A 14,469-nucleotide genomic window follows, 5' to 3' on the forward strand; every position below is an offset into this window, starting at 1 on the left:
ATCAACAGACCCTAGAATAGCCGTTTTATTGTAACGCACTTTAAACCGCACTTTGCATTTTTTAAACCATCAATATAAAAAAAGCCATATTTCCTAAAAAATATGGCTTTTAAAACATCATTAAGGCTTAAATCATAATTTGAGCAGGAACCAAATACCCTTGCGGCACTTTTGCTTCCTGTTCAAAGGTGACAAATTCCCATGCGGTTTGATCAGCCAACACCGCTCTCAGCAATTTATTATTTAGCCCGTGCCCCGATTTATAGGCTTTGAAAGCACCGATGATATTATGGCTCGCCATATACAGATCGCCAACCGCATCCAACAACTTATGTCGAACCAATTCATCTTTAAAGCGTAGCCCATCTTCGTTCAAAATCCGATAATCATCGAGCACAATGGCATTATCTAGACTACCGCCTAGCGCTAAACCTTGGGCTTGCAGATATTCAATATCTTTCATAAAACCAAATGTCCGCGCCCGGCTGATTTGCTGGATAAACGCTTGGGTCGAAAAATCTAATTTATAGTTGGTGACATTGCTATCAATTGCCGGATGTTTAAAATCAATAGTGAAATCCAAATGAAAACCGTGATAAGGTTTGAATTCAGCCCACTTATCACCATCTTCAACCCGCACTGATTTTTTGATGCGGATAAATTTCTTGGCTGCAGCCTGCTCTTCAATACCGGTATCCAGCAACAAGTAGATAAACGGTGCCGCACTGCCGTCCATAATCGGAATTTCCGGCGCATCGACTTCAATAATAATGTTGTCAATTCCCAATGCCGCCAGCGCCGAATTGATATGCTCGACCGTTGAAACACGCACACCGTCATCGTTCACCAAACAAGTACACAACATCGTGTCACGAATCGCATCGGCTTTTGCAACAAAGCTGACCGGCGGATTCAAGTCGGTACGACAATAGATCACGCCGGTATTCACTTCTGCCGGACGCATGGTCAACGTCACTTTTTTACCGCTGTGCAAGCCGATACCCGTGACTTTGACACTTTGTTTTAATGTTCTTTGTTTAATCATAAACTCTCTTTAGTACCCCTATCCGGATACAACAAACCGCACTTTTAAATTTGTTAAAAGCTAGTCGGCTTGGTTACGCAAAAATGATGGAATATCAAATAAGTTATTCTCATCAAACTCTTTTGGTTTAGCAGTTTCTGCACCGACGGCGGTTTTACTGCCGTAACTGCTACTGCCATACCCTTGATTAGACTGCGATTGTGGATTTAAGTTCGACTGTGAAGTCGCAAAACCGGATTGAACCGGATTCACGCTTGCTTGCGAACCACTATTATTGGCTTTTGGTGTAATCACTCTCAATTCATTCTCTTCTTTATTGCCAATACCGGTTGCCACAATTGTCACGCGAATCTCTTCGCTCATTTCCGGCACCAAGCTGGTACCAATAACCACGGTCGCCTCTTCCGAAGCAAAAGCACGAATAGTGTCGCCGACAGTTTGGAACTCTTCCAAACCTAAATCCATACCGGCAGTGATGTTCACCAACACGCCACGGGCGCCAGACAGATCGATATCTTCCAACAATGGACTAGCAACAGCATCTTGTGCAGCTTTATCTGCACGACCATCACCAACCTCACCGCTTGCAATACCGGTACCCATCATTGCATGCCCCATCTCTTGCATCACGGTACGCACATCGGCAAAGTCAACGTTGATTAAGCCCGGAGAAGTAATCATATCAGAGATTCCGCGTACGGCATTGCGCAAAATTTCGTTGGCGGTGGCAAAAGCATTAACCAGGGAGATATTTTTGCCCAGCACCTTCAACAATTTTTCATTTGGAATAACAATTAAAGAGTCAACAAATTTGGATAACTCACGAATACCGATTTCTGCCAACTGCATCCGTTTTTTACCCTCAAAACCAAACGGTTTAGTCACCACGGCAACGGTTAAAATGCCTAATTCTTTGGCAATTTGTGCCACAACAGGCGCCGCACCGGTACCTGTACCGCCCCCCATTCCGGCGGCGATAAACACCATATCTGCGCCTTCCAAAATATTGCGAATCGCATCTTTATCATCTTCAGCCGCTTGACGACCAACATTCGGATTAGCACCTGCGCCCAAACCTTTGGTAGTGTTGCCACCGATCTGTACCGTTTGCTTCACCAAACTCTTACGCAATGCCTGAGCATCAGTATTGATTGAAAAAAATTCAACTCCGTGAATCTCTTCCTGCACCATTTGATTAACTGCGTTTCCGCCGCCACCGCCAACACCGACGACTTTAATCACCGCATCGGTAATGTCGTCAAACTCGATAGGCTCAAACATATATTCTCCCCGTTATGTTTGTTTTATTTTGCAAAATGATAATGATAGCTGCTATTCTATTCGATAACCGCTGATTATCAAAACTGATTTTTTATCATTGTAAAAAATTTAACGATATAATCCTTGGTTCTTGATAACAAGCCCAACGAACTGCCGCCGCTATCCCGTTGCCGCACTTCATCTGCATTATTATAATTATGATGAAGCAGCCCCAGCACAGTTGCATATTGTGGCTTGCTGACATAATCGGTTAAACCCGCCAAATTGAGTGGTGTTCCGACCCGCACTTGCGGACCAAAAATCTCTGCTGCACACTCGGTAATATCTTCAATTTGCGAACCACCGCCGGTTAATACAATTCCGGCAATTAAATCCGATTTAATCTGCTTGTCGTCCAATTCACGCTTCAATATCAAGAGTTCTTTTTCAACAAATTTTAATAGTTCTTGATAACGAGCTGAGGTCACAACCGACAGCATCTCTTTTGCCAGACTGCGTGGTGCGCGCCCGCCTACACTCGGTACTTCAATTTTCTTATCCGGGTTATTCTGTGGCGGTGTGATCGCACTGCCATAGGCGACTTTAATTTTTTCCGCTTCCATTCTGGAAGTGCTGAATGCATAGGCGACATCATCAGTGACGCGATTGCCGGCATAAGGAATCACCTTACTGAAACGTAGCGAGCCGTTGGTATAGACAATAATATCAATCGTACCACCACCAATATCAATCAAACAAACACCCAGTTCCTTTTCATCTTCGGTCAACACCGAATAGCTGGAAGCTAAACCGGAAAATACCACTTCATCCACTTTTAAACCGGCGCGGGCGACCGCTTTTTTCAGATTGTTCAACCAGCTTTGATGACAAGCAATCAAGTGCGCCTGCGCCTGCAAACGAACGCCTTGCAGTCCTAACGGGTTTTTGATATTCAACTGCTTATCCACAGCAAACTCTTGTGGAATAACATGTAAAATGCTTAATCCTTCGCCCATTTTGACTGATTGAGCGATATTCATTGCCCCTTCAATCTCCTCCGCCGTCACTTCGCCACTGGCGATCGGTACTAAACCGCTTTCATTCAAACTTTGAATATGTTCACCCGTAATCGCCAACGATACACTGACAATTTGGCAATCGGCAATCGATTCTGCACCTTCGATCGCCCGTTGGATAGAGTTCACTACTGCATCCAAATCGGTAATACTGCCGCGATCAATCCCTTTCGATGGGCTACTGCCGACACCGAGCACATTGACTACGCCGTCCGGCAACACCTCTCCGACCACAGCCACAACTTTGGAAGTACCCACTTCCAAGCCAACTTTTATTTTCGACTCAACAATCTTTGCCATATTCGTGTACTTCTTTGCCAATTAATTAATCTTCATCAGTTTCCGTCTGAACCGGAAGCGCTTTAAACCCAACGGCAGCACCGCTGTTATATCGTAAATCAACATAGTCGATTTGTTGGTTATCCGGCACTTCTATCTGCGGGTAAATCGTTGCAAACCGCTCAATTTTCTGTTTCCATTCACCACGCCCGAGCTTTAATTCGATACCGTTGCTTAAGCTAACCTGCCAAGCACCACGGCTGTCGATCTGCATCGACTGCAAGGTCATATTTTTGGCTTTCAACGCATTACTTATCTGATACCAAGCCGACAGAACCTCACGGCTTTGGAAATCATTGCCCTGCAAATTCGGCAGCTGCAAGCCTTCTCGCTTCTCTGGCGGCAAGCTGAAAATCGTGCCGTCGGCTGCCAATAATTGCCGTTCATTCCAAAAAGCGACCGGACTGTATTCCGCCACCGCAATACTCAATTTATTCGGCCAAATCTTGCGTACCAACGCCCCTTTAACCCAAGGCATCAGTTCGATTTGCTGTTGAATCGACTCCACATCTTGTGAAAAATAGCCTTGCAACTCACCAAATTGAAGTAGACTGTCACGAATATCATTATAGCTGGTATATTTCGGCTGCCCGATAACCGCAAATGAATTCAACGGTTGTTGATCCAAATAAAGCAAAAAATTCTGCCAATGACTGTAGCAATAATAACCAAATCCTAAGCATAATATCACAAATAGTGATTTCAACGGCACAAAAAACTTAAAACCGCTCTGTTCTGCCGTTGTCGGATGGATACGATTAGGTTTTACCGCCATGCCTATACACTCAATTCTAAAATTTTAACCACCAGCTGTTCAAAGTCATAGCCTCTGGCTTTTGCCGCCATTGGGAACAAACTATGGCTAGTCATACCCGGTGCAGTATTGATTTCAACCAAATTAAAGCGCCCTTCACCGTCGGTCATCACATCAACACGGCTCCAGCCACGGCAACCGGTACTCTCGTAAGCCTGCTTAACCAGCTGTTTTAACTCTTGTTCGCGGGCTTCGCTCAATCCTGACGGACAAAAATATTGGGTGTCATCAGAAATATATTTTGCATCATAATCATAGAATTCTCCTTTCGGCACAATCCTAATCGACGGCAACACTTCCCCGTCTAATACCGGAACAGAATACTCATCGCCGGCTAGCCAAGCCTCAACCAACACAGTTTCATCATACTGAAATGCCAACTCAACCGCACTTTGCAATGCTTCAAGCCGTTTGACTTTGGTCAGCCCGACACTAGAGCCTTCTAAAGAGGGTTTGACCATCAACGGCAAACCCAATTTCTCCACAATTTTTGTCGCATCAAATGCAGCAAAATCGGCTTTGTTAACGACCTCCATCTCGGCAACCGGCAAACCAAAACCTTTCCATAACATTTTGGTGCGCATTTTGTCCATGGTCAACGAAGATGCCAACACGCCACAACCGGTATACGGAATCCCTAAAAACTCCAATACGCCCTGCACTGTGCCGTCTTCACCGCCACGTCCGTGCAAAATATTGAACACCCGCTCAAAACCCTGTTCCTTCAACTGTTGCAAACCGACCTGTTGCGGATCTACACCATGCACATCAAAACCTTGATTTTTTAATGCCTGCAATACTGCTCGCCCAGAATTTAACGACACTTCACGCTCTGCCGACGTACCGCCGTACAAAACGGCAATTTTTTGTTGTTTTAACGGTTTCATTTTGCGCTCTACCTACTGTTATTTCTTATTATTATTCCATAAATCAACCAGATTGCGTGATAATTTACTCACGCTGCCAGCCCCTTGCGCCAACACTAAATCACCGTTTTGCAGCACTTGATCCATAATTTCCGGTAATTTTTCCACATCAGACAATAAAATCGGATCGACTTTGCCCAAGTTACGAATCGAACGACACAGGGCACGGCTATCGGCACCGGCAATCGGCTCCTCGCCGGCAGCGTACACTTCCAGCATAATCAACGCATCGACTTTCGACAGCACTTGTACGAAATCATCGAATAGATCACGAGTGCGTGAATAACGGTGTGGTTGGAACACCATCACCACGCGTTTATCCTGCCAACCGGAACGTGCCGCCTCAATGGTGACATCCACTTCCGTCGGGTGATGACCATAATCATCCACCAACATGACTTTTCCGCACGGTCGTTCGAATATGCCGAGTTGATCAAAACGTCGTCCCGCCCCTTGAAAATCAACAAGTGCGGTCAAAATCGCCTCGTCGCCGATTCCCTCTTCCTTTGCCACCGCCAGTGCTGCCGTCGCATTCAAGGCATTGTGTTTTCCCGGCACATTTAACACCACTGAAATGCGTTTGCCGGACGGATAAACCACGTCGTACAGCCCTTGGAAAGCCGTTTGACGATAATTTTCGATCCGATAGTCCGCCTGCTTGCTGAAACCGTACGTGATCACTTGCCGACCGACGCTGGGAATAATCTCGTCTAATTCTTTGTCATCGGCACACATCACCGCCAAACCGTAGAACGGCAGGTTGTGCAAGAAATCAATGTAGGTCTGCTTCATTTTGGCAAAACTACCTTGATAGGTTTCCATATGATCCGGTTCAATATTGGTTACCACCGACACCATTGGCTGCAAATGCAAAAACGAGGCATCGCTTTCATCCGCTTCGGCGATCAGATAACGACTCAAGCCTAAATGCGCATTGGTACCGGCCGATTTGACCAAGCCGCCGTTGACAAAGGTTGGATCCAGACCGGCTTGGGCATAAATCATGGCGATCATGGCGGTGGTGGTGGTTTTTCCATGTGTACCCGCAACTGCGATGCCATGTCGGAACCGCATGATTTCTGCCAACATTTGCGCCCGTTGAATCACCGGAATCCGCGCTTCGCGTGCGGCAACCACTTCCGGATTATCGGCTTTAATCGCACTGGAGACCACCACCACGCTTGCCTCTTTAATATTTTTGGCTTCGTGTTTGAAAAAGATCTTCGCCCCTAAATTGGTTAAACGCTGGGTTACTGCGCCGTCGGCAATATCCGAGCCGGTCACCAAATAGCCTTCGTTGACCAACACTTCGGCAATTCCGCCCATGCCTGCACCACCGATGCCGACAAAATGGATCTGTTTGACCCGACGCATGCCCGGTACAAAATCCCGCAAGCGTTTTTGAAAATCATGTTGTTCCATTATTCTTCTCTTTCTACTGTTTTTACTGTTATTCTTGCTGTTTTGCCTTTTTATAGCGTTATCATTTAGCCACGCTGACAATCACCTCGGCAACCCGATCCGCAGCAAGCGGCTTAGCCATGGTTTTTGCCGTTTCCGCCATTTCTGCCAATTTTTTTCGATCCCATTGTTGCAAAAGTGCGGTAATCCGTTCGGCGTTCAGTTCGTTTTGCGGCACAATTGTTGCGGCACCAACATCAGCAAGATAACAAGCATTCAAATATTGCTGTTGATCTTTATGTTGAAACGGCACAAAAATCGCTGCACTACCGACCGCGGCAATTTCTGATACCGTCAAGGCGCCGGAGCGGCAAACAATTAAATCCGCCCAAGCATAAGCTTGCGCCATATCATCAATAAATTCAGTGACTTGCACATTGGCGTCGTCGGGGTAACGTGCTTGAATGCTCTCCACATTACCCTGACCGACTTGATGGCGAATCTCCAGCGGTTGTTGGTATTGTTTCACCACCTCTGGCATCAATAAATTCAGCACTCTCGCACCTTGACTGCCGCCAACAACCAGCACTTTCAACGCGCCTTGACGTGCCGCATACCGCACTTTGGGTTCCGACTGTTCAAACAACACCTGTCGCACCGGATTGCCGACCGCTTCCGCTTTGGCAAATGCATTCGGGAACGCCTGCAATACTTTAGTGGCAATTTTTGCTAACCATTTGTTGGTCAAACCGGCAACGGCATTTTGTTCATGCAGCACAATCGGTACGCCACACAGTTTGGCGGCAATGCCGCCCGGCCCTGAAACATAACCGCCCATGCCTAAAACCGCATGCGGTTGATATTGTTTGATAATTTTACGTGCCTGCCACACCGCACGCGTAATCGCAAATGGCGCTACCAGCAATGCCTTCAATCCTTTACCACGCAAACCCGAAATTTGAATAAATTCAATCGGAATACCGTGTTTTGGCACTAACGTGGCTTCCATGCGATCTTGAGTGCCCAACCAACAAATCTGCCAGCCTTGCTGTTGCAGTTTTTGTGCCACCGCAATCGCCGGAAAAACATGCCCGCCGGTGCCACCCGCCATCACCAATAACCGTTTCTGTTCTGTCATTTAGTCATCCCTCAAGTGAGCATGGCCTCGCATCAGGCGATTTTCATAATCGATACGCAACAAAATCGCCACCACCAGCGCATTAATAATCAAACTTGATCCGCCGTAACTGACAAACGGAAATGTGAAACCTTTAGTCGGCAAAATCCCCATCGTCATACCCAAATTAAATGCGCCTTGGAAGAAAAACCACGCAACGACGCCAAACGCAAAATAACCGCTGAAACGTTGTTCTAACAGCAATGACTCCTTACCAATTTTCAGAATTCGAATCAGCAGTAAAGTAAACAGCACTACCACGCAGATAATTCCAACCAGCCCAAATTCTTCCCCGACAATCGCCATAATGAAGTCGGTATGTGCTTCCGGTAAATACTCCAATTTTTGAATCGAATTGCCTAATCCGGTGCCCCAAAATTCGCCACGTCCGAAAGCGATCAACGAATTACTTAATTGAAAGCCGGAGCCGAAAGGGTCGGCAAACGGATCGGTATAGGAGGTTAAACGTTTTAAACGGTATTCAGAGGTTAAAATCAACAAATAAATGGCAAAAAAGCCTGCCACTGCCAACACGATAAATTGATAGATTTTGGCACCAACCATAAACAGCATCGCAAACACAATAAATGCTAACACCACGCTGCTGCCCAAATCCGGCTGTAACAAGAGGAAAACCGATAACAACATTAAGACCAAGGTCGGCTTGACAACACTGAGATGTTTGATTCGCACCTCTTCATAGCGCCGCACAAAGTAACTGGATAGGTAGCAAATCAAGGCAAATTTCACAAACTCTGCCGGCTGAAAATTAAACAGCACCAATGGAATCCAGCGTCGAGCACCATTAACCGTGCGCCCGATGCCGGGAATCAACACCAAAATCAGCAACAGTAACGCCAACATCAGCAGATATGGACTCCACTTCTGCCATTTTTCCACCGGCACAAAAATAAAAATATAAGCGGTCAAGCACGCCAACACCACATACATCAAATCCCGTATTGCGAAATGGAACGGATCATCATACAAGCGATTGCCTTCAGCAACCGAAGCTGAGGTGATGATGATAAAACCCAACGTCATCAACGACAAAAACAGCCAAAATAGCGTGCGATCATACAGCAAGTTGTTTGGCGTAATGCGAAACCAACGATCCGTAGCAGATTTGAACATACCCCAAATCGACATCCTACGCCTCCGCCAGCCGCGCAAATTCATTGCCACGTTGTTCAAAATTAGCGAACTGATCCAAACTGGCACACGCCGGCGACAATAACACCATATCGCCACTCTTCAAGTGCGGTTTCAGTGCAGCAACCGCACTTTGCATAGTGTCAAACAACTGACTTTGTGCCGAAAGTTGCGCCAATTGTGCACCGTCACGTCCGAAGCAGTACAGCTGGATATTCGGTTTATTCACCGCCAGTGCTAATTCGGAAAAATCAGCGCCCTTGCCGTCTCCACCCAACAAAAGATATAACGTACCAGCGACCTGTAAACCTTGCAGCGCCGCTAACGTACTGCCAACATTGGTCGCTTTGGAATCATTAATCCAAGTCACACCACCTTGACGCTGCACCAACTGGAAACGGTGTGCTAAACCTTGAAATTCACGCAATGCCCGGCATGCCGAAGTGCGGTCAATGCCTGCCGCATCACACAGCGCCAGCGCCGCCAACGCATTCATATAGTTGTGACGTCCGACCAACTGCATTTCGTCTGTCGCCAAAATCACTTGGCTCTTAAATGCAAGCAAAATGCGCTTGTCTTGCTCCAACAGGTGATAGTCCGCTACCGTGCCGAAGCTGAGTTGCGTGACCGCACTTTGAGGCTCTGGATAACTCAAGGCATCGTCGCTGTTCACCACGGCGGTTTGCGCACCGGTATAAATTCTCAATTTGGCTTGGCGGTAGGCTGCTAAATCCGCATAACGATCCATATGATCTTCGGTGACATTTAGCACCGTTGCCGCTTTGGCTTTGAGGGAATACGTGGTTTCCAGCTGGAAACTGGAGAGTTCCAACACATATAAATCGCAATCCTGCTCGAGCAGCGACAAGGCAGGAATCCCGATATTGCCGCCCATCCCGACTTTCAGGCCGGCTGCTTTTGCCATTTCATTGACCAGCGAGGTGACGGTACTTTTGCCGTTTGAACCGGTGATGGCAATAATCGGTTTGTCGGTTTCACGGCAAAACAGTTCAATATCGCCAACGACCTCTACCCCGGCCTGAACCGCTCTTTGCACCTCCGGCGTTGCCAATGCCAAGCCCGGACTAATCACAATCAGATCCGACTCCAACAACCATTGCTGCGGAATGCTGCCGAAATGACTTTGTGTGACAAAGTGCGGTAGCGCTTGCGGTTTGTTACGGGTGTCGATCACGCGCAAGTCCACCTGTTTATGCGCAAAAAAATCAATACAGGACAGTCCGCTTTTGCCTAGCCCTAAAATCGTGACTTTTTTACCGTAATAATCAGTGGAATGACTGCTCATCGTGTTTTTGCCCCAAAATAAAAAATAAAAAAATTAACGCAGTTTCAACGTAATTAAACCGAGTAACACTAAAACTAACGAAATAATCCAAAAACGGATAATCACGCGCGGTTCCGGCCAGCCTTTTAATTCAAAATGATGGTGAATCGGCGCCATGCGGAAAATACGCTGTTTGCGGATTTTATAAGAGCCGACTTGCAAAATCACCGAAACAGTTTCCATCACAAACACACCGCCCATAATCAACAGCAAAAATTCTTGCCGCACCAGCACCGCAATCGCACCCAATGCGCCACCTAATGCCAATGATCCGACATCTCCCATAAACACTTGCGCCGGGTAGGTGTTGAACCATAAAAAGCCCAAGCCTGCCCCCACAATCGCAGTGCAGACAATCACCAGTTCAGCACTCAATTTGATATACGGAATATGCAGATAACCAGCAAAGTTGACGTTACCCGTCGCCCAAGCGACAAAAGCAAATGCGCCGGCAACCAATACCGTCGGCATAATCGCCAATCCGTCCAAACCGTCGGTCAAATTGACTGCGTTGCTGGTGCCGACAATCACAAAATAGGCCAACACAATATAAAACAAGCCTAACTGCGGCATAATTTCTTTGAAAAACGGCACCACTAATCGGGTTGCATTGGTATCTTTGCCAATCGCGTACATGGCAAAAACCGCAATCAACGCCACCACCGACAGCCAAAAATATTTCCAACGGGCAATCAGTCCGTCACTGTTTTTGTGCACTACTTTGCGGTAATCATCGACAAAACCAATCGCGCCATAACCGAACAGCACAAACAGTACACACCAAACATAGCTGTTGCTCAGATCCGCCCATAACAACGTACTGATTCCAATCGAAAATAGAATCATCACGCCCCCCATCGTCGGTGTGCCACGTTTGCTGAAATGACTTTCCGGGCCGTCATGACGCACCACTTGCCCGATTTGCAGCATCTGCAAACGGCGAATCACTTTCGGTCCGATCCACAATGACAGCAAAAGTGCGGTCAACAGGGCAATAATCGATCGAAATGTTAAATACGACACCACGTTAAAAATCGAGTGGTATTGGACTAAATAATCTGCCAACCAAACTAGCATAGTTTATCCTTCAATAAATCAATGATCTCTTCCATCTTCATGCTGCGAGATCCTTTTGCCAACAACACTACTTTTTTATTATTCTGCCGCTGTTGCGCAATCTGTTGCTGTAAAAATAAGACCAAATCCGCCTTATCACTGAAATGTTTTCCCTGTGATAAGCGACTGATCACCTCACTCTGCGTACCAAAACTGATCACTAAATCCAGCCCGGCATGCTGTGTAAAATCCGCCACCTGTTGATGGCAAAGCTGACTATTTTCGCCTAATTCCGCCATATCTCCAACAACAAAAATACGAAATCCTGAATAATTTTTTAACACATTCACCGCAGACTGCATTGAATCCACATTCGCATTGTAAGTGTCGTCCAATAACAACAGATCAGGCTTCACTTGAATCGGAAACAGGCGGCCTTTAACCGCTTGTTTTTGCTCCAGACCGTACTTGACCTGTGACAGAGTTGCGCCTGCCAACATCGAAAGTGCGGTTGCCGCCAGTGCATTGGCTACATTGTGAATGCCTAAATACGGCAGATTGACCGTCACTTCGCCGTGCGGCGTTTGCAACTGAAAATTCGCCCCTTGTTCATGTAAATCAATATTCGCGGCATAAAAATCCGCTTGCGGCTGCGACACCGAAAAGGAATAAGTGCGGTGTACACCGATTTCCGCTTGCCAATAGGTATCCAAATAATGGCAGTCGAGATTAATCACCGCACAACCATGTTGTGCCAAGCCACGGTAAATCTCGCCTTTTGCCTGCGCTACGCCATCCAGTGAGCCGAAGCCTTCCAAATGCGCCGGCGCTACATTGTTTACCAACGCCACATCCGGCTGCACCAGTTCGGTGGTGTAGGCAATTTCACCAGCATGGTTTGCGCCCAGTTCGACCACCGCAAATTGGTGTTGCGGTTGCAAACGTAGCAACGTCAACGGCACACCGATATCATTGTTAAAATTGCCTTGAGTGAACAACACTTCACCGCAATTTGCCAAAATCGAAGCCGTCATCTCTTTCACCGTGGTTTTGCCGGAAGAGCCGGTCATCGCCACGGTTTTTGGCGCCAGTTTTACTCTCAACCATTTGGCTAATTGACCTAACGCCAAACGGGTGTCCGCCACGACTAACTGTGGCACCTTAATACTTGGATTAGGCGTAGAAACCACCAGCGCAGTAGCGCCCTGCGTCACGGCTTGTGCTAAATAATCGTGCGCATCGAAATTTTCGCCTTTTAAGGCAAAAAACAACGCATTTTCGCTGGTTTTGCGTGTATCAGTGGCGATTTGTGACACCACGACCGCACTGGGTTCAGTACCAACGTTAATCAACTCGGCAGACAAAATCTCCGCCAATCGGTCAATAGCTAAACTGATCATTATCGTTATTCTTCTAAAAGTTGTTGCACAATTTCCCGGTCGGAAAAATGCAGTTTGGTATCACCGATAATCTGATAATCTTCATGCCCTTTGCCGGCAATCAACACTACATCATCGGTGGCTGCCTGCTGCAAGCAGTATTGCAGCGCCAGTTCACGCCCGTGGATCACCGTCGCATTTTGTGGCTGGCGCAAGCCGGTTTGAATATCTTGCAAAATCAAATACGGATCTTCAGTGCGCGGATTGTCGTCGGTCAGCACCACCACATCGGCAAATTGCTCGGCAATGCCGCCCATCAGTGGACGTTTGCCGCGATCTCTGTCGCCACCGCAACCGAATACACACCACAATCGCCCTTTGCAATGCAGCCTTGCTGCTTGCAACGCTTTTTGCAACGCATCCGGCGTATGCGCATAATCCACGATTGCCATTGGTCGATTCGGCGCACTAAACATTTCCATTCGACCACAAACGCCGTTCAGCTGGTTGGCTGTCAGGCACAATTTTGCCAACGAATACCCCAACTGCAACATCGCCGCAGTCACCAACAGCAGATTGCTGACATTAAATGAACCGATCAGGCGGCTGTTGAGTTCGCCCTCGCCCCAACTGGAGCCAAACCTAATGGTAGCGCCATCGTCATGATATTCAATCGCAGTTGCCTGCAAATATTGCGCTTGGGTTAAAACCGCACTTGGATCGGCACTCACCGCCACTGCGTCAGGCAGTTGTCGCAACCACTCTGCGCCGATGGCATCATCGGCATTAATCACTCGATTTTCACAATCTAATTCATTGAACAAACGAAATTTAGCTGCCGCATACGCTTGCATAGTGTGGTGATAATCAAGGTGATCACGGCTTAAATTACTGAAAAGTGCGGTTTTGAATTGCAGCGCCTCAACACGATGTTGCACTAAGCCATGTGAAGAGACTTCCATCACTGCAAATTCAGCGCCTTGTCGCAAAAAATCGGCCAGATTTTGCTGCACCTCGACTGCCGATCCCGTGGTGTTGACCGCTTCTACCGTCTTACCGTACAGACCATTGCCAATCGTGCCCATCACAGCAGAGGTTTTACCTAACAATTGCACCCATTGCGCCAACAGTTGTGCGATCGTGGTTTTGCCGTTGGTGCCGGTGACACCGACTAAGGTTAAATGGTGCGATGGATAATCATAGAATTTATCGGCGATAGCGGAAAGATGTTGTTCCAGCTGATAATAATGGATAATCGGCACCTGACTTTCTAGGGTCATTGTTGCGTGTTGTTGCCGATCCTCGGTTTGCGCCAATACCGCACTGGCACCGTTGGCAATCGCCTGCGGAATAAATGCTCGCCCGTCTTGCTGGTGTCCGATTAACGCAACAAACAGATCGCCGAACCGCACTTTGCGACTGTCCAGTTCGATCTGTTGTAGCTTAAGATCGGGGAGTCCTTGCAGAGAAAAAAGTGCTGCCAATCTTTGCATAACATC

At 47.2% G+C, this 14,469-nt stretch carries 12 protein-coding genes; all 12 read right to left on the bottom strand.

Translation table 11 applies throughout. The annotated features are described in order from the left end of the window. Window positions 1-127: 127 nt before the first annotated feature. The 12 genes from lpxC to murE all read right to left on the bottom strand — a co-directional run bounded on the left by lpxC (window position 128) and on the right by murE (window position 14,463). Window positions 128-1,045, bottom strand: coding sequence for a UDP-3-O-acyl-N-acetylglucosamine deacetylase (gene lpxC / locus FHQ30_RS06960; RefSeq protein ID WP_139608693.1), 918 nt, complete (start codon window positions 1,043-1,045; stop codon window positions 128-130). Window positions 1,046-1,105: 60 nt separating this feature from the next. Further along, on the bottom strand, window positions 1,106-2,326 hold the full coding sequence (gene ftsZ / locus FHQ30_RS06965) for a cell division protein FtsZ (RefSeq protein WP_139610381.1): 1,221 nt from the start codon (window positions 2,324-2,326) through the stop codon (window positions 1,106-1,108). A gap of 77 nt (window positions 2,327-2,403) precedes the next feature. Then, complete coding sequence (gene ftsA / locus FHQ30_RS06970) at window positions 2,404-3,681, bottom strand: cell division protein FtsA (RefSeq protein WP_132967679.1); 1,278 nt, start codon at window positions 3,679-3,681, stop codon at window positions 2,404-2,406. Between the two features lie 25 nt (window positions 3,682-3,706). Then, on the bottom strand, window positions 3,707-4,495 hold the full coding sequence (locus FHQ30_RS06975) for a cell division protein FtsQ/DivIB (protein ID WP_139610380.1): 789 nt from the start codon (window positions 4,493-4,495) through the stop codon (window positions 3,707-3,709). A 2-nt stretch (window positions 4,496-4,497) separates the two neighbouring features. Continuing rightward, window positions 4,498-5,421, bottom strand: a complete 924-nt coding sequence (locus FHQ30_RS06980) for a D-alanine--D-alanine ligase (RefSeq protein WP_139610379.1) — start codon at window positions 5,419-5,421, stop codon at window positions 4,498-4,500. 18 nt (window positions 5,422-5,439) lie between these two features. Further along, window positions 5,440-6,882: a UDP-N-acetylmuramate--L-alanine ligase gene (gene murC / locus FHQ30_RS06985; RefSeq protein ID WP_139610378.1), complete on the bottom strand. Its 1,443-nt coding sequence runs from the start codon at window positions 6,880-6,882 to the stop codon at window positions 5,440-5,442. Between the two features lie 61 nt (window positions 6,883-6,943). After that, a complete protein-coding gene (murG, locus tag FHQ30_RS06990; RefSeq protein WP_139610377.1) occupies window positions 6,944-7,999 on the bottom strand; it encodes an undecaprenyldiphospho-muramoylpentapeptide beta-N-acetylglucosaminyltransferase in 1,056 nt (351 codons plus the stop codon). Further along, window positions 8,000-9,187, bottom strand: a complete 1,188-nt coding sequence (ftsW, locus tag FHQ30_RS06995) for a putative lipid II flippase FtsW (RefSeq protein WP_139610376.1) — start codon at window positions 9,185-9,187, stop codon at window positions 8,000-8,002. Between the two features lies 1 nt (window position 9,188). Then, entirely contained in the window at window positions 9,189-10,496 is a 1,308-nt protein-coding gene (gene murD, locus FHQ30_RS07000) for a UDP-N-acetylmuramoyl-L-alanine--D-glutamate ligase (RefSeq protein ID WP_139610375.1), read from the bottom strand. A gap of 33 nt (window positions 10,497-10,529) precedes the next feature. After that, window positions 10,530-11,612: a phospho-N-acetylmuramoyl-pentapeptide-transferase gene (gene mraY / locus FHQ30_RS07005; RefSeq protein WP_132967686.1), complete on the bottom strand. Its 1,083-nt coding sequence runs from the start codon at window positions 11,610-11,612 to the stop codon at window positions 10,530-10,532. Then, window positions 11,606-12,991: a UDP-N-acetylmuramoyl-tripeptide--D-alanyl-D-alanine ligase gene (gene murF / locus FHQ30_RS07010; protein WP_139610374.1), complete on the bottom strand. Its 1,386-nt coding sequence runs from the start codon at window positions 12,989-12,991 to the stop codon at window positions 11,606-11,608. Before murF ends, mraY begins: the two co-directional genes overlap by 7 nt. Window positions 12,992-12,996: 5 nt before the next feature. Further along, complete coding sequence (gene murE, locus FHQ30_RS07015; protein WP_139610373.1) at window positions 12,997-14,463, bottom strand: UDP-N-acetylmuramoyl-L-alanyl-D-glutamate--2,6-diaminopimelate ligase; 1,467 nt, start codon at window positions 14,461-14,463, stop codon at window positions 12,997-12,999. Window positions 14,464-14,469 lie beyond the last annotated feature (6 nt).

The organism is Testudinibacter sp. 'clade 2', assembly GCF_006227735.1.
In the GTDB taxonomy this organism is placed as follows: Bacteria; Pseudomonadota; Gammaproteobacteria; order Enterobacterales; family Pasteurellaceae; genus Chelonobacter.